At 40.9% G+C, this 21936-nt stretch carries 25 protein-coding genes and 1 rRNA gene; 1 reads left to right on the top strand and 25 read right to left on the bottom strand.

The window, feature by feature from the left end; translation table 11 throughout:
- Window positions 1–13: 13 nt before the first annotated feature.
- From glmU to metG, 13 genes are all read right to left on the bottom strand, one after another.
- Complete coding sequence (gene glmU / locus ACIQXQ_RS19670; protein WP_402875905.1) at window positions 14–1387, bottom strand: bifunctional UDP-N-acetylglucosamine diphosphorylase/glucosamine-1-phosphate N-acetyltransferase GlmU; 1374 nt, start codon at window positions 1385–1387, stop codon at window positions 14–16.
- A 574-nt stretch (window positions 1388–1961) separates the two neighbouring features.
- Entirely contained in the window at window positions 1962–2258 is a 297-nt protein-coding gene (gene spoVG, locus ACIQXQ_RS19665; RefSeq protein WP_034316332.1) for a septation regulator SpoVG, read from the bottom strand.
- 191 nt (window positions 2259–2449) lie between these two features.
- Window positions 2450–2824 (bottom strand): RidA family protein, encoded by a 375-nt coding sequence (locus tag ACIQXQ_RS19660; protein WP_402875903.1) that lies wholly within the window; start codon window positions 2822–2824, stop codon window positions 2450–2452.
- A 12-nt stretch (window positions 2825–2836) separates the two neighbouring features.
- The gene (gene purR, locus ACIQXQ_RS19655; RefSeq protein WP_402875902.1) at window positions 2837–3661 is read right to left on the bottom strand and encodes a pur operon repressor; all 825 of its coding nucleotides are present in this window, start codon (window positions 3659–3661) and stop codon (window positions 2837–2839) included.
- A gap of 62 nt (window positions 3662–3723) precedes the next feature.
- Window positions 3724–4593, bottom strand: a complete 870-nt coding sequence (ispE, locus tag ACIQXQ_RS19650) for a 4-(cytidine 5'-diphospho)-2-C-methyl-D-erythritol kinase (RefSeq protein ID WP_402875900.1) — start codon at window positions 4591–4593, stop codon at window positions 3724–3726.
- 325 nt (window positions 4594–4918) lie between these two features.
- Window positions 4919–5095: a small, acid-soluble spore protein, alpha/beta type gene (locus ACIQXQ_RS19645; protein ID WP_402875898.1), complete on the bottom strand. Its 177-nt coding sequence runs from the start codon at window positions 5093–5095 to the stop codon at window positions 4919–4921.
- Window positions 5096–5243: 148 nt separating this feature from the next.
- Window positions 5244–5495 (bottom strand): biofilm formation stimulator Veg, encoded by a 252-nt coding sequence (veg, locus tag ACIQXQ_RS19640; protein WP_402875897.1) that lies wholly within the window; start codon window positions 5493–5495, stop codon window positions 5244–5246.
- 308 nt (window positions 5496–5803) lie between these two features.
- A complete protein-coding gene (gene yabG, locus ACIQXQ_RS19635) occupies window positions 5804–6682 on the bottom strand; it encodes a sporulation peptidase YabG (protein WP_402875895.1) in 879 nt (292 codons plus the stop codon).
- A 200-nt stretch (window positions 6683–6882) separates the two neighbouring features.
- The gene (gene rsmA / locus ACIQXQ_RS19630; protein WP_402875893.1) at window positions 6883–7761 is read right to left on the bottom strand and encodes a 16S rRNA (adenine(1518)-N(6)/adenine(1519)-N(6))-dimethyltransferase RsmA; all 879 of its coding nucleotides are present in this window, start codon (window positions 7759–7761) and stop codon (window positions 6883–6885) included.
- Window positions 7754–8317 carry a ribonuclease M5 gene (gene rnmV / locus ACIQXQ_RS19625; RefSeq protein WP_402875892.1) on the bottom strand — a complete coding sequence of 188 codons (564 nt, stop codon included), beginning with the start codon at window positions 8315–8317 and terminating at the stop codon, window positions 7754–7756. Before rnmV ends, rsmA begins: the two co-directional genes overlap by 8 nt.
- Before the next feature lie 236 nt (window positions 8318–8553).
- Window positions 8554–9639, bottom strand: coding sequence for a ubiquitin-like domain-containing protein (locus ACIQXQ_RS19620; RefSeq protein ID WP_402959599.1), 1086 nt, complete (start codon window positions 9637–9639; stop codon window positions 8554–8556).
- Window positions 9640–9986: 347 nt separating this feature from the next.
- Complete coding sequence (locus ACIQXQ_RS19615) at window positions 9987–10754, bottom strand: TatD family hydrolase (protein WP_402959597.1); 768 nt, start codon at window positions 10752–10754, stop codon at window positions 9987–9989.
- A gap of 197 nt (window positions 10755–10951) precedes the next feature.
- Entirely contained in the window at window positions 10952–12913 is a 1962-nt protein-coding gene (metG, locus tag ACIQXQ_RS19610) for a methionine--tRNA ligase (protein WP_402875886.1), read from the bottom strand.
- A 615-nt stretch (window positions 12914–13528) separates the two neighbouring features.
- Between metG and ACIQXQ_RS19605 the strand changes: the two genes are divergently transcribed.
- Window positions 13529–13813, top strand: a complete 285-nt coding sequence (locus ACIQXQ_RS19605; RefSeq protein WP_402875885.1) for a transition state genes transcriptional regulator AbrB — start codon at window positions 13529–13531, stop codon at window positions 13811–13813.
- A 45-nt stretch (window positions 13814–13858) separates the two neighbouring features.
- On the opposite strand, the gene rsmI is transcribed toward ACIQXQ_RS19605, so the two are convergent.
- The 12 genes from rsmI to rrf form a co-directional block, all read right to left on the bottom strand.
- Window positions 13859–14740, bottom strand: a complete 882-nt coding sequence (gene rsmI / locus ACIQXQ_RS19600; RefSeq protein WP_402959594.1) for a 16S rRNA (cytidine(1402)-2'-O)-methyltransferase — start codon at window positions 14738–14740, stop codon at window positions 13859–13861.
- A 3-nt stretch (window positions 14741–14743) separates the two neighbouring features.
- On the bottom strand, window positions 14744–15004 hold the full coding sequence (locus tag ACIQXQ_RS19595) for a GIY-YIG nuclease family protein (protein WP_402875881.1): 261 nt from the start codon (window positions 15002–15004) through the stop codon (window positions 14744–14746).
- On the bottom strand, window positions 14991–15734 hold the full coding sequence (locus ACIQXQ_RS19590; RefSeq protein ID WP_402875879.1) for a tRNA1(Val) (adenine(37)-N6)-methyltransferase: 744 nt from the start codon (window positions 15732–15734) through the stop codon (window positions 14991–14993). Before ACIQXQ_RS19590 ends, ACIQXQ_RS19595 begins: the two co-directional genes overlap by 14 nt.
- Before the next feature lie 176 nt (window positions 15735–15910).
- Entirely contained in the window at window positions 15911–16285 is a 375-nt protein-coding gene (yabA, locus tag ACIQXQ_RS19585; protein ID WP_402875877.1) for a DNA replication initiation control protein YabA, read from the bottom strand.
- 14 nt (window positions 16286–16299) lie between these two features.
- On the bottom strand, window positions 16300–17130 hold the full coding sequence (gene ricT / locus ACIQXQ_RS19580; RefSeq protein WP_402875876.1) for a competence/sporulation regulator complex protein RicT: 831 nt from the start codon (window positions 17128–17130) through the stop codon (window positions 16300–16302).
- A 1-nt stretch (window position 17131) separates the two neighbouring features.
- Window positions 17132–18130, bottom strand: coding sequence for a DNA polymerase III subunit delta' (gene holB / locus ACIQXQ_RS19575; RefSeq protein WP_402875874.1), 999 nt, complete (start codon window positions 18128–18130; stop codon window positions 17132–17134).
- A gap of 13 nt (window positions 18131–18143) precedes the next feature.
- On the bottom strand, window positions 18144–18584 hold the full coding sequence (locus ACIQXQ_RS19570) for a YaaR family protein (protein WP_402875872.1): 441 nt from the start codon (window positions 18582–18584) through the stop codon (window positions 18144–18146).
- A 24-nt stretch (window positions 18585–18608) separates the two neighbouring features.
- Window positions 18609–18938 carry a cyclic-di-AMP receptor gene (locus ACIQXQ_RS19565; RefSeq protein ID WP_402875870.1) on the bottom strand — a complete coding sequence of 110 codons (330 nt, stop codon included), beginning with the start codon at window positions 18936–18938 and terminating at the stop codon, window positions 18609–18611.
- Window positions 18939–19049: 111 nt separating this feature from the next.
- Window positions 19050–19685 (bottom strand): dTMP kinase, encoded by a 636-nt coding sequence (gene tmk / locus ACIQXQ_RS19560; protein ID WP_402875868.1) that lies wholly within the window; start codon window positions 19683–19685, stop codon window positions 19050–19052.
- Window positions 19686–19724: 39 nt separating this feature from the next.
- Entirely contained in the window at window positions 19725–21194 is a 1470-nt protein-coding gene (locus tag ACIQXQ_RS19555) for an aminotransferase class I/II-fold pyridoxal phosphate-dependent enzyme (RefSeq protein WP_402959592.1), read from the bottom strand.
- 182 nt (window positions 21195–21376) lie between these two features.
- The gene (locus ACIQXQ_RS19550; protein WP_402875864.1) at window positions 21377–21595 is read right to left on the bottom strand and encodes a sigma factor G inhibitor Gin; all 219 of its coding nucleotides are present in this window, start codon (window positions 21593–21595) and stop codon (window positions 21377–21379) included.
- 252 nt (window positions 21596–21847) lie between these two features.
- A 5S ribosomal RNA gene (gene rrf, locus ACIQXQ_RS19545) occupies window positions 21848–21936 on the bottom strand; the annotation flags it as partial.

Here is a 21936-nt window from a genome sequence, read left to right as displayed (position 1 = left end):
TGACCTCCGTGGGTTAGTTATTGAATTTTAATTTTTTCACATAATCTTCTTTGTTAACTTGACGTGCCCGGGCAACTGACAGAGCTTCCTGCGGTACATCCTTGGTGATTGTTGACCCCGCAGCAACATATGCTCCTTTTGCAATCGTTACAGGCGCAACGAGATTTGAATTGCAGCCAATAAAGACATCGTCTTCAATTTTCGTCAAATATTTGTTTTTACCGTCATAATTCACGGTAATAGATCCACAGCCTATATTAACATTCTCTCCAACCTCAGCATCCCCTATATAACTCAAATGAGAGGCTTTGCTTCCTTTTCCGAATACGGACTTTTTAATTTCGACAAAATTTCCGATTTTCACGGAATCTTGTATATCCGATTCCGGTCTGATATGCGCAAACGGGCCGACTTTCACAGAGTTACCAATTTGGCTATCCTGTGCAACCGATTGGCGAATTTCCGTTCCATTCCCGATTACACAATTTATGATTTCCGATTGTGGGCCAACCTGGCAATCTGTTCCGATAACACTTCGCCCTTTAATCATTGTACCAGGATAAATGATTGAATCCTGGCCAATCTTCACATCGGATTCAATATACGTCGTAAGCGGATCAACGATTGTGACGCCATTTCTCATGTGCAACTCATTGATGCGTTTCCGTAATATTTGTTCCGCCTGCGATAAAGCGACGCGGTCGTTTACACCTAAAGTTTCGTCGAAGTTACTTGATTGAAAGGCCGTAACTGTTTCGCCTGCTTGTTTTAAGATTTCAATAACATCCGGTAAATAGTATTCACCTTGGACATTTTCATTTGAAACTTTTTTAAGTGCGCTAAATAAGGCCTGATTGTCGAAACAATATGTTCCCGTATTAATTTCCTTAACATATCGTTCTTCAACAGAAGCATCCTTATGCTCGACAATTTTTTCGACAAGTCCATTTTCACTACGTAAGACTCTGCCATATCCATCTGGCTGATCTGCATACGCTGTCAGAATGGTTGCCTTCGCCTGACTTTTTTCATGTAAAGCGATAAGCGCTTCCATCGTTTCTGCTTTGATTAAGGGCGTATCCCCACAAATAACAAGTGTTATTCCACTTTTACCTGCTAATACGCTTTCCGCCTGCATAACAGCATGTGCCGTACCTAATTGTTGCTCTTGCAAGGCGTACTTGCATGAATCCCCAAGTTGTTCTTGTACTTTTTCTGCTCCATGCCCAATAACTGTTACAATATCTTCTATTTGAAGTTGATTGACTTGATCGATAACATGTTGTACCATTGGTTTTCCGCAAACAGGGTGTAAAACCTTGTAAAGCTTAGATTTCATCCTAGTGCCTTGCCCAGCGGCCAAAATTATTGCATAGCGATTACTCATAACAGGCCTCCATTTTCACCTTTTTATCCATTAAAAATATTATCTTAAATAAGGATTCTTTTCAAGGTAACATTTGAAAGTAGATGATAATGTTATCCTCTGTCCATCAGACCTTTGACCTTAATATGGGAATAAAAACTAATTAAAATTCCCCCATTCATTATAATCCCCTTTGCAAAATGAGCTGCATTTCCCTCACCCATGTACGTGAAAAGCGACTATCAAGTAGCAGGTCCATTCCCTGAAATGCTATAACACCCGCGTTTCTTCAGTGATTCCATTCCATATTTCCCTATGTAAAAGTAATGCTTTCAATGCGGCGAATGCCCTTGTAATGACCATCAATCACAATTGATCAATTTTTACTTTAATGGTAAGTAATTATTTTTCTTATAAAAAATAAAATTTACTAAAAAAAATGTTTATACATAAAACAAAAGGGGTATTTGTAATTTTGAAGATAGTACCAGTTACTTTTCTAGATTCAATATTTACAAGTCATAAAAATAAAAAAGAGCACTACTTAAGAAGTAGGCTCTGGTTGCACTTATTTATAATGGACCATGTAAAACACTTAAGAAGCTCCTGCTCCTGCTTCCTCTAATTCGGTTTCAAGTTCTCCTAAACGATGATATTCTGTCAAGACAGCTTCTTGAATTTTCCCGCGTGTGGAAGAATTAATCGGATGCGCAATATCACGGAATTCCCCATCTGGAGTACGTTTACTTGGCATAGCCACAAATAAACCATTATTTCCGTCAATTACTCGAATATCATGAACCACAAATTCATTATCGAGTGTAATTGATGCGATTGCTCTCATACGACCATCCGTATTCACACGGCGTAATCTTACGTCAGTAACTTCCATTTAAGCTCACCATCCCTTTTAGTTGTTAAATCTTAAAGTACATATTCAACAAATAAACGGGAAATCCTTCTATTATCTGTAAGTTTTTTAGAAAATTAAGCCTAGTTTTGAAAAAATATTAAAAATATCCTGAAAATACTGGAAAAGTACCCACTACAATCCCCCTAGAAAAGGCAAAAAAAAGAGCCCGTTTATTTAACGAGCGCAATCACTTCTATTTCCACAAGAGCATCCTTAGGCAAACGTGCGACCTCTACGCAAGACCGCGCCGGTTTATGTGTAGAAAAATACTCACCATATACCTCATTAATCGAACTGAAGTCATCCATGCTTTTAATGAATACCGTCGTTTTAATGACTGTGTCTAAAGTAGCACCTGCCTCTTTCAATACAGCCTGAAGATTCCTAAATACCTGATGCGTCTGTTCTTTTACGTCTCCATTCACCATTTCCCCGGAAGCAGTAAGAGGAATTTGACCCGAACTATAGAATAAACTTTCCACAATGATACCCTGTGAATATGGACCGATTGCTGCTGGTGCTTCATTCGTGTGTACTTTTTTCATGAAAAATCCCCCTTAATCCCTTTTAGTAAAATAGTTTCCACGACTAACGTTTATCTTTTTATCTCTTTCAACAACCTGCGTCAGCTTGATTAATGACACATAATCCTCCACGAGACATTCTTCCGTATGTTCGGACTCTACGAGGACAGCAATCCCGGCAACAGTCGCCTTAAATTCATCCAGAAGGCTTACCATCCCGTTGATTGTCCCTCCTGCCTTCATGAAATCATCCACAATCAGCACATTCGATCCCTCAACCAAGCTTCTCTTTGAAAGGACCATTGTCTGGATTCTTTTAGACGAGCCAGAGACATAGTTGATACTAACGGTAGAGCCTTCTGTCACCTTATTATTCCTTCTTACTATGACGACGGGAACATTCAAATAGTTCGCCACCGCGTATGCTAATGATATCCCTTTAGTAGCCATCGTCATTATAACCGAGACATTTTTCTTGGCATACATGGAAGCGATGATTCGGCCGACCTTATTCACAGTTTGCGGGTGACCTAAGATATCGGTCATATATAGGTAGCCGCCCGGTAATAGTCTTTCAGGACTAGCGATTGTTTCACAAAGCTCATCTATAAAGGTATCGGCTTCCTCCCGTTTAATGGAAACGATATACTTTACGCCACCCGCGGCACCCGGTACGGTCGTCAAAGAACCTATTCCTCTTTGCTCAAAGGTATCCTTGATGATCGTCAAATCCTCACTTATTGAAGACTTGGCAGAACTGTACCTCTCAGCAAAATAGGTCAGTGAAACGAGTTCCCCTGGATGTTCTAATAAATAATTGGTCATATCGACTAGCCTCTCGCTGCGACGAAATTTCATTTGTAACACACCCTCTGTCATTTCCGAATATTATAATGCAACTATACCATCATTGTCCGCATTTATTCAAGGTCGCTACGGTCACCTAACATGCGGACAGCATAGACTTGATCACAAAATCCTCGTAGTCCGTTATAGATCCTTTGCATACGGGAGTCATGTTCCACTAGTCCAAAGACTGTCGGTCCGCTTCCACTCATCAAGACAGCATCTGCGCCGAACGTCTTCATTTGGTCTTTAATGTTGGCCACCTCTGGATACAATTGCAATGTAACCTGCTCCAGTACATTTCCCAGACCGTCGCATACACGTTCATAACTATTATCCCTTATGGCCGAAATCATACCGGGAATATCAGGATGATCCATTTTGGCAACCTGCAATCGTTTATATATATCAGCGGTAGATACGCCAATAGTCGGTTTGGCTAAAATAACCCAGCATTTGGGCGGTGTAGGAAGATGCATGATTTTTTCCCCACGTCCTGTAGCCAAAGCCGTCCCTCCATACACACAAAACGAAACATCAGAACCGATTTCTGCCCCTATTTCAGCAAGTTCATCCATGGAAAGTCCTAACTTCCACAGTCTATTTAATCCTCTTAATGTAGCAGCGGCATCACTGCTTCCACCTGCAAGTCCGGCTGCTACAGGAATATTTTTCTCTATTGTAATAGAAACACCTTTATTAATTCCATAACGTTCCTTTAAAATGAATGCAGCTTGATACGCCAAGTTCCGATGATCATCCGGAACGAATCGATTATGAGATAGAATTTGAATGTGGTTCCCTTTTATTTCTTTTAGCTCTATTCTATCGGCAAGATCGACTGTCGTCATGATCATCTCCACCTCGTGATACCCATCAGGCCGTTTGAAAAGCACATCCAAAGCTAAATTAATTTTAGCCGGGGCTTTTTCCATAAGCTTCAATATGTCCACCTACTTTAACGTTCTTAAAAGTTCTTGTCCTATTCTATCATATTTGTTTCTATTCTAAAGGTTTTTTCATCGTATTTACAATGTATTGAAGTGGAGAATACCTTAGAGGGGAGAAAAGGACTGCGGGGAGAGGGGGCCGTTGCTCCTTCTTGAAGGACTTGCCATGCAACTTAGTGCCCGTTATTCGCTTATGTTTCTTTATAATAAAAGGCCAGACTCCTGTATCTACAATGTAAGCATAAAAGGATATCGCTATACATTGAAGAAAGAGCCTGGCCCATTTCGTAAGGACAGCATGATTCATTTTAGTGAGATTCTATTCTTTATCCACCATTTGACGTTGTGCTTTTTCGATTGCAAGTTTTACCATGTTTCCTGCGTCGCGGGCTCGGATTCCGCCCCAACCCTCTTTTTGGACAACATCATAAAATCCAAGTTCTTTTGCCAATTCCTCTTTAAAGTCCTCGGACATAATCCCTTTTTTTCTACTCAAGCGAAACAACCCCTTTCACATGCTGTCACATGCCTATTGTTTGTTACATACGCTATTTCATGCTTACTTATTCCACCCTGAACTGGTCACACCTGGGTTTTGGACAAATCAAAAAGTAGCAAACATATTGTCTGCTACTTCCTCTAAGTTAAATCTCTTGTTGTTTGTTTAAAAAGGTTAGTTCCACGGCTTCCGTTAATACATCCGCATAGCTGTAAGATACTCTTTCAAACGCATTTTCATCTTGGTCGAGTTCAATTACAAAAACAGCCGGATAAGTTTCCGCCAAAATTCCAAAACGTTCTACAGTCTTTCTTCTTCCACCGTTTGCTTTCAAAAGCAATCTTTTACCTAGGTTTGAATCAAGTGCAGTTTTAATATCAGCTAGAGTTTTTGGCATTTTCGGTCCACCTCACTAATTATAGTATATCACAAATTGTTAATATACGCAAACAAAATAATAAATTATATCAGCAGTTAAAAATGTAGTCAATATATTTTTACCTTAATTCCGCAAAAATCGTTAACATTTTTATTATCTCCTAGTAATTGAAAATATATGTAAGCGAACTATTCATTATCAAAAAGGAAAAATTTTCGCTACTGAGTCCTCTGCTCCCTTTTTCGATTAAAAAAATCCTATCAGAATTATTGATATCCGAAATTTCAAGCAATAAATTAAGCTGCATTCTTTCAAAATGCAGCTCATCATTCTTCCTGGAAAGGTTTAAAGGGGAGTCCTGTTCGAAGCATGCCTTTTGTTTCAATCCCGCCCAATCCTTTTTCGCCTGTTAACGTATTGCGAAGAACATCCCAAACATGAAGATTCTCCATATAGGCCGTGAAACTTACCTTACCGACAATATATACGGGATCAAGCGCATGAATATTCACGCGCGAAGGGGAACTTGCATAATTAGCCCCTGCTTGGATGATCGATTCAAAGTGGGATTGACAAGCACCAGCGAATATAACTAGTTGATCTAGATGTGATACCTTCTTTCTCGCCTCACGGACGGTTTGCACGAAATCCTTGGAGTGACGATAGGCGTTGATATCGGACATCGGTCCATTTGATTTAGAATAGGCGTCATGACCCGTGACGACAAGGATATCTGGACGGTAATGGTCCAGTAGGCTGCCAATTCTCTGGGGCATTTCTTTTTCGTTACAATAGACGCCATTCACCGGTATGCCGAATTTCTGGTAAAGGTCCAGGCATTTTCGAAGATAGGAAGCATCCCCGTCTACATGTAGCACTCTGCCTGGTATTTGAAAGTATTCTCCGCTATAGCGGTACCCATTACTTGATTGATATCCGCTTTTTTGCTGCTGAAGCTCTAAATCTTGCGTTAATAGGCGGTAGGATTGTTCTTGGAGTGCTTCATTGGACTTTTGACGGACACTTCGCTCATTATCGTTTATAATCATCAAATCCTGAAAAGGTGCATCTGCGATTAGCCGAATATCTTCCCCGTAAAGAACCGCTTCACGTTTGCCGTAATTATCACGGATATCAATTACCCGAAATAGTACGTCGCATTTATAAGAGAGCCGACCGACAATATCATTTATCTGAACATTCATTGCTCCACCCCATGAGAAGACTTATTTTAAAGCCCACCCTAGATTGTTTTCTTTCTTAAGTTATGCTAACGCTCCACGAATGGTGAAAGTGAAAATTGGGGTATATCATATGCGGGAATCGGTTCACTACCCGCTCTAATCCAAAAAAAAAGCCGGATGAGGGAGAATAGAACCCCTTTCCGACGTTAGATTGGTAATGGTTATTTAAAATTCGGCAGTAATGCATCACTCAAGCGTCCAAATTCCTCAATGCTCAATGTTTCCCCTCGCCTAGTCGGGTCGACTTCTACGGCCTTAAGAGCAGCAAGAATCAATTCCTTTTTCGCTTTTCCTTCCGGCAACTGACTTGTTAAGTTATTTAATATCGTTTTTCGGCGCTGTGCAAAGCTCGCCCGGGTCACGACGAACAAAAAGTCCTCATCTTGTACTTCGACAATCGGTGTAACCCGTCTTGTGAGGCGAATAACAGCCGAATCGACATTCGGTTGCGGCATGAACACCGTTTTTGGAACGATCATAACCGTCTCTGCTTCCGTATAATATTGAATGGCAATCGATAAAGAACCATATTCCTTCGTGCCTGGCTTAGCTGCGATTCGATCGGCGACTTCCTTTTGCAACATACATACGATGCCTCTAATCGGTAAGTCCTCTGACAAAAGCTTCAAAATGATGGGAGTAGTAACATAGTAAGGAAGGTTGGCTACGACCATTATATCCTTGATATCCTTGAACTCTTCCTCGATGGCCTGCTTGACATCCGCTTTCAAGACATCCCCATGGATGATTTTCACATTGTCGTATGGAGACAGTGTATCGGCTAGTATCGGAAGTAAGCGCTGATCTATTTCGAAGGCTGTGACCTTTTTGCTGCTTTTCGCTAATTGTTCAGTCAGCGCCCCTATACCTGGCCCAATTTCAATCGCTCCACTTTCCTCTGTCAACTCCGCATGCTCGACAATCCGCTTCAGGATATTCGTATCGATTAGGAAATTTTGCCCTAGGCTCTTTTTAAACGAAAATCCGTACTTCTTTAGGATGTCTTTCGTTCTGACAGGGGTTGCTATATCTTTATTCATGATTTTCCTCCTGATTTATCTGTACAATCGCTTCGCTAAAAGCCTCAGTTGATATTTGAAACATTTTTAATCGCTTGTATAATTGCTTACCATTTGTAAAACCGATCTTTAAGATGGAACCAAGTCTTTCTCTTCGCTCTCTAGCTCCCGCACCACCGATTAAACCTGCATCTATTAAATCCTGCTGGGATATTTCCTCTTGGGCTTCCTCATCCATGAGTTGTGCGTCTTTCAAGGCATTACGAATCGCTTCAGGTGAAGCGTGCTCCACGCCTATTCCCCTGCCTGACTTAGGCAACGCCTCTTTCTTCGTTAAAAAGGCATGTTTACAGCCCTTTACTTGTTCTGAAATGATATTTCTGATTTTTTGTCCTGGAAAATCCGGATCCGTAAAAATGATAACACCACGTGTGACTTGTGCCAACCTTACCTGATCTATACAGGATTGATTCACGGCGGAACCGTTCGTTTCTATGGTATCCGCATTGACCGCCCTTTTTATCGCTACTGTATCATCTTTACCTTCAACAACAATGATTTCTTTAATCTTTTTCATGTTTTCCTCCATACAGAAAAGCGCAAGACTTACTATGTAACAGACCTTGCCACGACTTTTCCATCGGGATGGCTTCTCACGCCATCACTCGATTCACTTTTAGTTTACACTGAAATTTTATGACTTATTGAATCGTCTCTTTTATTAAAGCAGGTTTATACTGTTGGTTTCAACAAATGGTAAAATAAAACGTCAAAAAAGCAGGAGACAATTTATCTCCTGCGAGAGAAAACTTATTAATCCAGTACTCGGATTTTCACTTTCTTTACACCCCAACGATAAGCGTCGTTTTTCGATGAAAAGAATACATCTATTCTGTTTCCCTTAATCGCTCCGCCCTTATCGGCAGCAGTAGCATAGCCATAACCCTCGACATAGACCTTCGAGCCCATGGGAATCACGCTTGGATCGACTGCTATGATTTTGGCATTAGGATTACTTTTCAGATCCACTCCTGTTGAAGTAACACCTGAACAGCCGTGGCAACTTGCTGTATAGGCCGTTGATGAGACGTAAATTTCTTTTCCGCTGGTAGAATTCACATTCGTTGCTCTCGGTGATTCTTGGGTTTCAAGCTTCTTAGTTCCGACCGCTACGACCTTATCCTGCTTTTTATTCACAACTTTTTCAGAAAGCAATTTCCTTTTGACTTCTTTTCCATTTTCTTTGATCACTTCGTATTCCTTGGAAGTGATACCCTTTTTTCCTTCTTTTTCGATCTTTTCTTTCCCTTTTAATAAAGAATCATCATTTTTAGTAATGACAGCATAATCGACAGGTTCTTCCACTACATCGGTGACTTTTTCAATTCGAATAACGTTTACCGTATTCTTTGCTTCAACTTTTTCCACTAATCCTGGTTCAACTCGATCTAAATCATTGAGTTTGACACCTTGTTGCTTTAAAAAGTCAGCGACCGTAGTCGAAGTTGACCAAACCTGCTTTTCTTTTCCACCTACCACCAAGTTCAGTGAAAAGGCTCTATCGATGCTAACTTCCATATCTGCTTTAAGCTTCGTGTCTTTTGAAGGAGTAACTTTATCCTTCTCATCTACTCCGAGCTCCTGCTCCTTGATAAATTCCTCTACGGTATCGGCGGTTGACCAGACTTCCTCTTGCTCACCATCTTGTACCATGACAATTTTTCGAGCCTGCTTGTACACTACCTCTAGATCATCAGCTACTTCACTGTCAACAGAAGGATGTACATAATCTGCGGCTTGAACCGTAATCTCTAAATCTTTTAACATATCATTTACAGTAGCCGCGTGTGTCCGCACTACCTCTTTTTTCCCGTCAAGCATGATTGTGACTGTATGCATTGTTCCTTTATGGATCAGTATTCCCAGCGCCGTAGTGACGAGAATTGCCGTGCATATCGCAACCGCTATTCGCTTCTTACCTACAAGTCTGGAAATAAGGTTTTTCATAGTTTTTGATAGAATGAAAAACTCCTCCTTCCTCCCGGTGATTATATAGACATACTTATCGAGCTGTCAACCCATCCACTTCTCATTTAGGAAATTATTACCTATTATGCATATTCCTCATAGAAAAGGAAAGGGTGACTTCTCGACATAAAACACCTATGTAGGGAGAGAGATTTGTAGAAACTTCAAAAAATGCTTTCTAAATAGCAAATCCCGGGAGAACGTGACCCAAAATGATGTCAATTAATGCCGAATAATTTCTTGGCATTACTCGTTGTCGCCTGGGATACTTCTTCCACGGAAAGTTGCTTGATGTCTGCAATTTGCTCGGCGACGAGTTTCACATAGGATGGTTCATTACGCTTTCCTCTAAAGGGATGGGGTGCTAGGTAAGGACAATCCGTCTCAATTAATAGACGATCCAATGGCACAGCTGCTGCTACTTCTTTTGGTTTCTTCGCATTCTTGAAGGTAACGGGTCCCCCCAATGAAATATAAAAGTTCATATCGATACATTCCAAAGCTGTTTCGGCACTACCACTAAAGCAATGCATGATGCCTCCCACTTCTGAAGCACCTTCTTCCTTTAATATGCTCACGATATCTGCGGTTGCTTCACGATTATGAATGATGATAGGCAACTTTACCTTTTTTGCTAGGCGTATTTGTTTTCTGAAAACTTCCTTTTGAATTTCCTTCGGCGATTTGTCCCAATGATAGTCAAGGCCCATTTCCCCTATAGCAACTATCTTAGGATGTGCGGAGAGTTCTTCAATCCACTGGAGATCTTCTTCCGTCATATCTATTGCATCAACAGGATGCCAACCGATTGCCGCAAACATAAAATCATATATTTCCACTAGTTCCATTGCTCTAGTGATGGTAGGGCGGTCAAAGCCGACGACAACCATGTTTTTTACGCCCGCTTCCTGCGCTCTTTCTATGACTTCTTCAAGATCTTCATTGAATTGCTCTGCATTTACATGTACATGTGTATCGAAAAGCATGTTTATTCTTCCTTTCTAGCACTATTTTATTTCGTAATGAGAGTTTTATGTTTCTCAATTAGGTAACAAAAAGATTACATAGTCCCTCCCTGAAGGCAGGGACTAAAGAATGGTCTCAGTAGATGCCTGCTGCACTGGGGCATATAAATAAAAAACATAAAAGTGTTTCATATGAAACACTTTTATGTTTTTTTGAGTTATTTCACTTTCGATCCATTAGGAATGGAAGCATCTATTGTAGCAACAGATAGGACGCCATCTTGGCTGCCAGCCAAAATCATTCCTTGAGAAAGCTCCCCACGTAATTTCACTGGTTTAAGATTGGTCACGCATATCACTTTTTTCCCTACTAATTCTTCTGGTTTGTAGTGCTGAGCAATCCCGGATACGACCTGCCGCTTCTCGTACCCAAGATCCAACTGTAGCTTAAGCAGTTTGTCGGCTTTTTTTACGGGCTCGACTTCCATTACCTGCGCTACACGCAACTCAACCTTTGTGAAATCATCGATTGTGATTTCATCAACTTCCGGAATTTCGACTTCTTCCTTTTCTTCCTCTTTGGACGTGCCACCCTGCATTTGTTCTTTAATATATTGAACTTCCTCTTCCATATCTAAACGCGGGAAGATAGGGTCCCCTTTTAACACTCTTGTATCGGAAGGAATTAATCCAAACTCGCTGAGACTATCCCATGTCTTCAAGTTCTCATCCTGAATGCCTAGCTGAGTAAAGACTTTTTCCGGTGCCTGCGTTAAAAATGGTTTCAATAGGACGGCTGTCCGGCGTAAAGATTCAGCCAAATGGACCATAACACTTGCAAGTTCCCCTTTTTTGGCTTCATCTTTAGCCAACATCCACGGTTGGGTTTCATCGATGAACTTATTGGTCCTGCTCACAAGCTGCCAAATGGACGTAAGGGCAACGGAGAATTCCATTTTTTCCATGGCTTCTTCATATTTATGTACCGTATCTTGATTCATTTCAAGCAAGTTTGTTTCAAATTCGCCATTCGACCCTTGATAGTTTGGAATCACACCGTCGAAATACTTATTGACCATGGCTACGGTTCTGTTCAATAAATTACCTAGATCATTCGCTAAGTCAAAGTTAACCCGTTCTACAAATCCCTCTGGAGTAAATACCCCGTCAGAACCGAATGGGACTTCACGAAGAAGGTAATAACGTAAGGAATCCAAACCGTATCGATCAATCAATGTAACCGGATCGACCACGTTCCCTTTTGACTTCGACATTTTGCCGTCTTTCATAAGCAACCAGCCGTGGGCAAATACCTTTTTCGGAAGCGGCATATCGAGAGCCATTAACATGATCGGCCAGTATATGGTATGGAAACGAACGATTTCCTTCCCTACTAGGTGAACGTCCGCCGGCCAGTAATTCCTGTATTTAGAATCATCATCCGTCCCATACCCTAAAGCTGTAATATAGTTAGTCAACGCATCAATCCAGACATAAATGACATGCTTCGGATCTCCCGGTACTTTAATTCCCCAGTCAAAAGTTGTACGAGAAACGGCCAAATCTTCTAATCCCGGTTTGATAAAGTTATTGATCATTTCATTTTTTCTTGATTCAGGCTGGATGAACTCAGGGTTTTCCTCATAGAACTTCAATAAACGGTCAGCATACTTACTCATCTTGAAGAAATATGACTCTTCCTTAACCTTCTCGACTGGTCGGCCACAATCTGGACATTTCCCATTACCTTCTTCGACTTGGCGTTCCGTAAAGAAAGATTCACATGGTGTACAATATAATCCTTCATATTGATCCAAGTATATGTCGCCCTGATCCAGCAGCTTCTTGAATATTTTTGCCACAACCTCTTTATGGCGGTCTTCTGTCGTCCTTATGAAGTCATCATAAGATATATCAAGCTTATTCCAAAGCTCTTTTATTCCAGACACGATATTGTCCACATACTGTTTAGGTGTGATGCCCTGTTCAGCTGCTTTGCGCTGGATTTTCTGACCATGTTCATCCGTTCCCGTTAAGTACATAACGTCAAAGCCACGCATCCTTTTGTAACGAGCCATGGCATCTCCTGCCACCGTCGTATACGCATGCCCTATATGTAAATTACCACTTGGATAATATATGGGTGTTGTAATATAAAATGTATTTGATTTTTCCTGCATTTTATTGCCTCCTCATCATTTGCAAAACTGGCTAAGGACTTGCCCCTGCCAATTAGAGCACAGTAAAACTATTATCTCTATTTTAACCCTATCTGTCATTCTATGCGACAAGAATCAACAATCATTTCATCCTGAAATTCGAATGAAAGGCAAAGAATTTCTAATCAGTGCTTAATGCTTGCAAGGTTGTCTTCACCCTATTTTCAGCATTTCCTCTTACCTCAACAAAATATACCTTACTATTCATATTTTGCGCAACATCTCCCATTCTATTTGGACGTTTTACAGGAATATTATCCTATATTCCGAATTTTTGATTTGAAACTAAAATAACATTACTCTTATAATAGGGAAGAGATAGAGCTCCATTATCATAGTTTGTCGAATCTTGGTGAAGTAAATGGTTCCGCAGACAAGCTAGGACTAAGGCTTTTTTGCTTTATTACTTTTCGTATCCTTTATAAAAAGCGATAATGAGCTCTTACAGAAAAATGAAAATAAATCATTGACGAATATGGGAATGGCTGGTATTATAAATTTATAAAAAAAATTGTCGAATAATGACGAAAAAAATAGAAAAAGGTACTAAATTGTATTTTGAGAGGGGAATTTTCAATGAAATCTACAGGAATCGTTCGTAAAGTTGATGAGTTAGGCCGGGTAGTTATTCCAATCGAGCTTCGCCGTACATTAGGCATCGCTGAGAAAGATGCTTTAGAAATCTATGTGGATGATGAGCGCATTATCTTAAAAAAATATAAACCTAACATGACTTGTCAAGTAACTGGTGAAGTTTCTGATAACAATCTTACACTTGCTAATGGTAAGTTAATTCTTAGCCGTGAAGGTGCAGAAATGTTAATTAAAGAAATTCAACAAAACTTTGCAACTTCTAACTAATATAGATAAAAAACTTCCGAATATCGGAAGTTTTTTTTTGTCCATTTAGTTGGCATCTATATGAAATGCCTGGTATACGTCGCGTTTTTGCATATTTCGATCTTTTGCAACTTGCTTTATGGCATCCTTTGAAGGCATTTTCTTCGTTTCGATATAATAGTTGACATGCCCAACAATGTCGAAAGCTGACCACCATGCTTCTTCTGGGTCTTCTTCCTGTTCTTGAGCACCCTCTATTATCAAACAGAACTCACCGCGCACCTCATTTTCAGCCGCCCAATTCATTGCCTCACTTAATGTACCGCGAATAAACTCTTCAAACTTCTTGGTTAATTCACGACATAGGACTATTTGTCGGTCTCCTAGGATTTCATGCATATGTTTCAAGGTTTCCTTTAAGCGGTGAGGCGATTCATATACAATCCAAGTAGCTTCCATTTTTTTTAACTTTTCCAACTCTTGTTTCTTTTCTTTTGCTCCCCGCTTTAGGAAACCATAGAAATAAAAGGGTTGAGGGGAAAGCCCTGAGGCAATCAACGCCGTTAATGCCGCATTGGCTCCTGGCAAGGGGATAACCTTAAACTGTTCAGCAATTGCTTCCCTCACAAGTTCATAGCCTGGATCGGAAATCGTTGGTAAACCGGCATCACTGACGAGAGCGATCACTTGGCCTGAACGAAGTCGCTCAAGCATTTGCCGTCCGCTGTTTTCCTTATTATGCTCATGATAACTGACGATAGGTGTAGAAATCTCAAAGTAATTACATAGTTTTTTTGTATTTCGCGTATCCTCGGCAGCTATGACATCTGCTTCCTTTAAAATCCTAAGAGCGCGGAAACTCATATCTTCAAGATTGCCTATAGGAGTAGGGACTAGATATAAAGCCGGTTCCAACCCCTCTTTTTCAAAACTCTTTTGCTGCCACATAGATTATGTCTCCTCCTTTGCCATCCACTTTTCTTTTTGTTTTCTGGTTAGTTGCTTGAACTGGTATTCTGCCTTCATGGCCAAAGTCTGGTTTTCAAACGTTTCATGATAAATCAGTTCCACAGGGGTCCGTCCACGCGTATATTTAGCGCCTTTCCCCTGATTATGCATATTGATCCTTCGTTCTAAATTATTGGTGTATCCCGCGTAATAACTATCATCGCTGCATTTTAAGACGTAGAAATAGTGCCTATTCGTCTCCATATAAAATCTTTCTGATTTCAGGATTATATTCATTCTGTTCATTGTACACAACGAGTGGAGGTAGGATTTTCAAATCCGGGTTTCCGTCTTTAATTCCTTCAATGAGAATCGTATTGGCCTCTTTTGTACTTTTTGGATAAACGAATTGCAACCTCTTCGGTTCAATCCGATACTCCCTCATCAGTCGTAGGATATCCATCAAACGACCAGGTCTATGGACGAATGCCGCTTTTCCACCCTGACGAAGTAACTGACTTGAAACACGCATGACGTCTTCCAATGTGCACATGATTTCATGACGGGCAATCGCAAAGTGTTCATTTTTATTGATTTCCTCAATGGACGGAGTCGGGAAGTACGGTGGGTTACACGTTACCACATCATATTTACTGTATCCTATTTGCTTTGGGATTTCTTTTATATCAGCATGGACCATTTCAATCTGCGAGGAAACCCCGTTATACTCCATGGTTCTTTGAGCCATGTCATATAGGCGATCCTGGATTTCGATGCCCGTAATGGACCCTTTAGTCCTTGTGCTTAGCAACAAGGGTATGACGCCATTGCCTGAACAAAGATCCACTAGCCTTCCCTTTTGGATCGGTACGCTTACAAACCTGGATAATAAAACGGCATCTAATGAAAAAGAAAACACCGATGGACTCTGGATGATCCGTAAATCCTCCGCCAACAGGTAATCCAGCCGTTCATCCCCTTTTAGTTCTACCATTGCTATTAACCCTCCTATATATGTAGAAAAAGCAGGATTAAGCCCTTACTTTAACCCTCACTCGTAACAAAAAGGGCCTGACTCATAGTATGCGTCAGACCCCGAATCACTATATATTGTAAACGGTCTATCTATCACGTAAAAGAGATGGAACATTCTTTTATATTATTCCATTTTCACTTCTTGTTTAAAAAAGATAAACAGAACAGGCAATCTCCTTCTTTACGTAAACTGCCAAAATGCAGATTACAAATATGGAAGCCTTCTTGATAGATACGGGCTAGATTATCATAGCCTTCCCCTATATCCATAACCTTATTCGTACTCTCAGTACGGTTCTTCGTCTTTTGTTTCTCTTTTATAGAAACAGGTTCACTCTCGGCATCCGCAAGGCCCAATCGATGACGCAAGTGCTCATTTTCTAACTTGAGCGATTGATTTCCTTCGAGGATTTCCGCAAGATTCTCCTTCAATTCTCCAAGCTGTTTATATAATTGGCCTATCTGGGCTTCCATATTGGTAACCGACTCAAAAATATCTTTCTTATCCACGCTCTCCCACCACCTTAATAATCTGTGGCTTGAATAGAAACGGCTCCCTCTTTTAGAATCTCATCTAAAGTATACTCTAATACTCTTTCCTGCTCGATTAGTTCAATCTGAAGTACGCGTTCTAGAATATTAAGCCCCACTACCTTGCCTTTGCCACCAGGCGTATCAATCATCTCACCTAAATCAGGAAGCATTTCCTTCGCACTCTCATACTCGTCATTTTCATATTTCAGACAGCACATCAATCGACCACATAATCCTGAGATTTTTGTAGGATTTAGTGATAAATTCTGATCTTTCGCCATTTTAATGGAAACAGGTTCAAAGTCTCCCAGAAATGTCGAGCAACAAAGCATTCTGCCACATGGTCCAATGCCACCAAGCATTTTAGCCTCATCCCTGACTCCAATCTGTCGAAGTTCAATCCTGGTTCTGAATATGGCTGCTAAATCTTTGACTAAATCACGGAAATCCACGCGACCATCCGCAGTAAAGTAAAACACTACCTTATTTCTATCAAAGGTATAGGACACGTCAACGAGCTTCATATCCAGCTTATGCTCATCGACCTTTTGACAACATATATAATAAGCTTCTTCTGCAGCAGACTTGTTTTCCTCAACAATTAGCTTATCTTTCGCATCTGCAACCCGAAGTACTTTTTTCAATGGCAGGACAACATCATTTTCATCTACTTGTTTACGGGCTGTAACAACCTTACCGAATTCAACACCGCGGACAGTCTCCACTATAACAAAATCGTCCTTGGGAATGGCGAATTCGCCCGGATCAAAGTAGTATATTTTGCCCGCTTTTTTAAAACGGACACCTACAACATCATACAAATCATGATCCCTCCTGCAAATTCAGCACAAGCTGTTCCATCAACAGCTGTGGATTTGTGTTGGACATCAACTTCCTTTTCGCTTCCAAAATAAACTCCATATGTTCAGCGAGTCGTCTCGGAGAAAGATGAAGAGCGTGAGTTTCAAATTCCTTCAGTTTATTTTGAAATACAATCAGGTCCTTCTTGTCCAACTGAATATATAATAAATCCTTATAAATAAGAAGTAACAAATCAAGGCCTCTGTCTACCTGTTCTCTATCTTTAAAGTGCGAAAACCAATCCGTCTGAAGGAACAATAAGGCCTTCAGGGAATTCTGTTTTAACACTTCATACAATTTTACCACTATTTTTTGGCCTTGTACAAACCATTCATCATGACTCATGTCAATTCCGTCTACCACATTCTGTGTTAAATGAGCGACGACAGCGGCCATCTGTGGGTCCACGTCCTGTTCCATCAGCTTTCGTTTGACATTCTCCGGTGATAACGGTTTAAACGAGATCAATTGGCACCTCGACAAAATGGTCGGTAGAATGCGCTGAACTTGTTCGGTCATCAGTATGGCTACCGTATCTCCTACAGGTTCTTCTAAAAACTTCAAGAGACTGTTCGCTGCCCCGACTGACATCTTATCCGCATCGGTAATCATGTACACTTTCCGATTGGCTTCCACACTTTTCTTTGAGAATTCCTCTTGAAGACTCTTAATTTGTTCCTTTTTAATGGACAGTCCATCTTTTTCAATCAAATGGATATCCGGATGGTTTCCACTAGAAATTCGTTTGCAGTTCTTACACTGTCCGCATGGCTCAAAGCCTTCGACCGGGTTCTCGCATAGTAAGCTTTTTGCAAAAGTTTTGCTTACCTCTTTCTTACCTGTACCTGTATCCCCTTCAAATATATACGCATGAGCCACTCTGTTCTTCGTGATGCTATTTTGCAACATCGTCATAACCTGCGGCTGAATTTGTCTCATTTCCTGCCATGTTTTATCCAACATCATCACTCACTTACGTATATAAATTAATCAGCAGTCCTTTAATTTCGCCTATCATTTCTAATATCTCAAGCGAACTCTTCTCTTTATTTAAAATTTCCTCGCTTAACTCGATCAGTTTCGCATCAATCGTTTCCACGGTCTTCAATGGTCGACTCTGTCCGTATTGATTCCAGCTCGTGGACTGCTTCAGTTCAAGACCATACTCAACAGCTTCGCGCACAAACCGCTTCACTAATGCCTTATATTTGGCTAGTTCCCTAAAGGTCCGGGATCGGACCAGGCGCTGACCTGCCCCTTCAATGTCCCCGATTAAACGATTCAAAGTTTGAACCTGCATCTTCTGGTCCTGTGTTTGAACCAGTTGTTGAAACCTTCCATTACCTGATTGCATTTGTTTATTATCCTGCCGGGCTTTATCCAAATTAATAGGTATGTCATGGTTGATTTTCATAAAGAACCTCCATATATCTAGCCGTTAAAATTGCAGAAAATTTTCAACCGGCAGGACAAATATGGTTGCACCGCCTACTTGAATTTCCACCGGATATGGTACATACGATTCGGCATTGCCACCCATTGGTGAGACCGGGGAGACTAATTGAGAACGCGACTGACAACTCCGCTTGATTATCTCAATCGCCTGATCGACACGTGTATCCTCCGTGCCAATCATAAAGGTTGTATTCCCTGATTTTAAAAACCCACCCGTACTGGCGAGCTTGGTTGTCCTGAAATTATGATCCACTAATTCATTAAGCAGCCGATGGCTATCCTTATCTTGAACGACAGCAATGATCATTTTCATTCTCATCATCCTCCGCTTACTATGAATTTTCACTACCTTACTCCCATTATAACAATTTGTGCTTACATGGAATAGGGTGCAGTTGAATAATATGGAAATCCTAGCGTACCGTTATCTCTTCTTCAAAGCTATCATTAATTGATTCTTCGCTTCTTGGAAAACTTCCTCGATTGATTGATCGGCATCAATGATAACGTAACGATCCTTCCATCTGCTAATGGTTAGCTGATAACCCTCATATACCTTTTCATGAAACTCCAGAGCCTCCAAATCCAGTCGATTCACTTCACGGTCCCCGTTTGACTGTATCCGTCTTAAACCCTCTTCAGGTTTTATATCGAAAAAGAACGTCGCATCAGGCATCATGTCACCAATTGCAAATTTATTAATATTGTATACATCTTCTATATCTAAGCCCCTTGCATAGCCTTGATAGGCCAAAGAGCTATCAATGAATCGGTCACAGAGGACGATGGTCCCCTTTTCTAGTGCAGGGATGACTTTTTCCACCAAATGCTGCCGCCTTGCAGCAGCATATAGTAAAGCCTCCGTTCTTGAATCCATTGCTGTATTGTCTTTATTCAAGATAACTTCTCTTATTTGTTCGGATATCGGGATGCCACCTGGTTCCCGTGTTAGCAAAACTTGATAACCTTCTTGTTGGAGGGCGTACCCGAGCATGTGAATGATTGTTGTTTTCCCTGCTCCCTCAGGCCCTTCCATTGTTATAAAAATCCCACGATTCATTGGTGTACCTCCAAGGTTCTTTGTTTGTAGTATATCATTTTATCCAACCTGGCTGCCCTCATAAACAATCAGCTTCCCGCTTGAAAGGAAAGAACCTCCATGGAATCTTGAATCCAATGCTAACAGTCTCCCTAAATTATCGATATGCTCTGATGTAATCATTTCCCCGGTCATAATCAAGGGGATGCCAGGAGGATAAGGAATGACCATTTCCGCAGATACCGCACCGATTGCTTTTCCAAACTCAACTTGGACCGTACTTTTTTGTTTCATGACAGAGTATGGATAGGCAAGGCTCGTCATGGCGTTTTTACCGAGTGCACTTTGTGGAACAACTTCTTCATCTTGTTCTCCTGATCTATCTTTCATCGCACTTGATGCTCGTTCGATTTTTTTGATGATTTCCTTAAAAGGAAAATCCTGTTCTTCCTTTACTAAAGGAAGAGTCATCAAAAGATTGTAGGGATCCGCAAGTTCCGGATATAGGTTTTCCCCTTCAAATAACTTCTGTAACTGAAATCCACTTAAGCCTGTCGTGGACTGGATGACGACTTTCAAGGGGTCGGCAGACGTTCCCAATGGTGCCTCCAGTACTCGTATCGTGCCGAGCTTGCCCAACTCCCCTCTGAAGTCTGAAATCCTTTTGATGAGCTGGTTTTGGTCTTCTATTGTAAATGATGCTAGATATCCGCGCGCTAAGTCAAGAGACCCCATGATGGGATAAGAAGGACTGCTCGATTGTAGCATTTGTAAATAGAAAGTCATCTTGTCCAAATCCAACAAATCAGAATGAATATGAAGGTAGGACCCCATCGTCATGGCTGGCAATGTTTTATGGGCTGAGTGTACAACTGCATCGGCTCCCGCCAGTATCGCGGAGTCGGGAAAAAGGCTTCCCAATTGAAAGTGAGCACCATGTGCCTCATCTACCAACACGGGAATACCTCTTTCATGTGCCATTTTTACAAGGCCAGACAATCCTTTTTCAGCAAGTCCATAGTAATTCGGGTTGGTCAATATGACAGCCTTGGCATCCGAATGTACATCCAAGGCCTCACCCAATAGATCTGAACTGATGCCACCCGCTACTTCCCATTCCCGATAAAATATAGGTTGTAAAAAAACAGGCCGTACATTTGCCAACATCAGGCCATGCAAGATGGATTTATGACAATTCCTTTGAACCAGTACCTTGTCTCCCTCCCCACAGGCCGCAAGGATCATGGCTAGGTTACCTACAGTTGTTCCATTGACCAAAAAATAACTCTTCTGGACTCCATATAAGTCAGCAAGTAGTCTCTCAGCTTCCAATATGACACCTTCTGGAGCGTGTAAATCATCCAGGCCACTTATTTCTGTAGCGTCTATTCCAAGTAGGGGCTTATAGAGTGCACGACCTTTTTCATTGAACACTTGACCATTTTTATGGCCCGGGACATGTAATGAAATGGGCCCCTTTTTATATAAATTGCTCATCGCATCGAACAATGGCGTATGTAATTGATTCATTTCCCTCTTCCTTCAACATCATAATGTTCTTCATTTTATCAAATTTGTCCAAGATTATCTTATCTAAAAGGTAAAAGTTCAATCAAGCGGTTCATTTCCCTCCTCATGGAAAAAGAGTTAGAGAATAAAGAAATCGCCATTTCTTTATTCTCTAACTCTACAACTATCTACAACTACTTACATTATGAACAAATTTCCGGATTCGTAATTTTCCTTAACTGTTTCAAATAGTACTTATACCTGGGGTCATTCGTATCCGTCCCAATCATATCCCTTTCGCATTCTTCACAGATGAAAGTCGTATATAGGTGTATCCCCATGCCTTTTACTTGTTCACATACCACGCACGATTCCCCTGCTGTTGTTTTGGTTGTTGTTTTCCCCAACATCTCCACCTCCATAGCTGCATTCTCCCCAAAAACCATTGTCCGCATACATAGAATTAAAATAGTTTAAGAGAACTCGGGGCTGCTTTTAATAATGTATGATAATGGCTTACATTAGGTGTATGTCTATATAAAAATTCCCCGTCTCCGAGATTGTTTTCATAAAAAACAATTTCTCATTTGAAGTTCAATGATCAGATTCCATAATGCAACTCGTTCTTTCTGCACACAAAAAAAGGCCAAGCCTAATGGCTGACCTTTGAAATGGCTTGGCGGCGTCCTACTCTCACAGGGGGAAACCCCCAACTACCATCGGCGCTGAAAAGCTTAACTGCCGTGTTCGGAATGGGAACGGG

It is taken from the genome of Peribacillus sp. NPDC097198 (assembly GCF_044762055.1).
GTDB lineage: Bacteria > Bacillota > Bacilli > Bacillales > DSM-1321 > Peribacillus.
This window is presented reverse-complemented; position numbering and strand designations above follow the sequence as displayed.

Excerpts from the sequence above, each read along its gene's own strand:
- tmk (WP_402875868.1), bottom strand. The coding sequence starts at position 19,685 with ATGAATCGTGGGATTTTTATAACAATGGAAGGGCCTGAGGGAGCAGGG.
- ACIQXQ_RS19570 (WP_402875872.1), bottom strand. The coding sequence starts at position 18,584 with ATGAAAATCAACCATGACATACCTATTAATTTGGATAAAGCCCGGCAG.
- ACIQXQ_RS19550 (WP_402875864.1), bottom strand. The coding sequence starts at position 21,595 with ATGGAGGTGGAGATGTTGGGGAAAACAACAACCAAAACAACAGCAGGG.
- ACIQXQ_RS19660 (WP_402875903.1), bottom strand. The coding sequence starts at position 2,824 with ATGAAAAAAGTACACACGAATGAAGCACCAGCAGCAATCGGTCCATAT.
- ACIQXQ_RS19615 (WP_402959597.1), bottom strand. The coding sequence starts at position 10,754 with ATGCTTTTCGATACACATGTACATGTAAATGCAGAGCAATTCAATGAA.
- yabG (WP_402875895.1), bottom strand. The coding sequence starts at position 6,682 with ATGAATGTTCAGATAAATGATATTGTCGGTCGGCTCTCTTATAAATGC.
- ACIQXQ_RS19620 (WP_402959599.1), bottom strand. The coding sequence starts at position 9,639 with ATGCATACAGTCACAATCATGCTTGACGGGAAAAAAGAGGTAGTGCGG.
- rsmI (WP_402959594.1), bottom strand. The coding sequence starts at position 14,740 with ATGTGGCAGCAAAAGAGTTTTGAAAAAGAGGGGTTGGAACCGGCTTTA.
- ACIQXQ_RS19565 (WP_402875870.1), bottom strand. The coding sequence starts at position 18,938 with ATGAAAATGATCATTGCTGTCGTTCAAGATAAGGATAGCCATCGGCTG.
- ACIQXQ_RS19555 (WP_402959592.1), bottom strand. The coding sequence starts at position 21,194 with ATGAATCAATTACATACGCCATTGTTCGATGCGATGAGCAATTTATAT.
- rsmA (WP_402875893.1), bottom strand. The coding sequence starts at position 7,761 with ATGAATAAAGATATAGCAACCCCTGTCAGAACGAAAGACATCCTAAAG.
- ACIQXQ_RS19590 (WP_402875879.1), bottom strand. The coding sequence starts at position 15,734 with ATGGTAGAACTAAAAGGGGATGAACGGCTGGATTACCTGTTGGCGGAG.
- veg (WP_402875897.1), bottom strand. The coding sequence starts at position 5,495 with ATGCCAAAAACTCTAGCTGATATTAAAACTGCACTTGATTCAAACCTA.
- rnmV (WP_402875892.1), bottom strand. The coding sequence starts at position 8,317 with ATGAAAAAGATTAAAGAAATCATTGTTGTTGAAGGTAAAGATGATACA.
- spoVG (WP_034316332.1), bottom strand. The coding sequence starts at position 2,258 with ATGGAAGTTACTGACGTAAGATTACGCCGTGTGAATACGGATGGTCGT.
- metG (WP_402875886.1), bottom strand. The coding sequence starts at position 12,913 with ATGCAGGAAAAATCAAATACATTTTATATTACAACACCCATATATTAT.
- glmU (WP_402875905.1), bottom strand. The coding sequence starts at position 1,387 with ATGAGTAATCGCTATGCAATAATTTTGGCCGCTGGGCAAGGCACTAGG.
- ACIQXQ_RS19605 (WP_402875885.1), top strand. The coding sequence starts at position 13,529 with ATGAAATCTACAGGAATCGTTCGTAAAGTTGATGAGTTAGGCCGGGTA.
- ACIQXQ_RS19595 (WP_402875881.1), bottom strand. The coding sequence starts at position 15,004 with ATGGAGACGAATAGGCACTATTTCTACGTCTTAAAATGCAGCGATGAT.
- purR (WP_402875902.1), bottom strand. The coding sequence starts at position 3,661 with ATGAAATTTCGTCGCAGCGAGAGGCTAGTCGATATGACCAATTATTTA.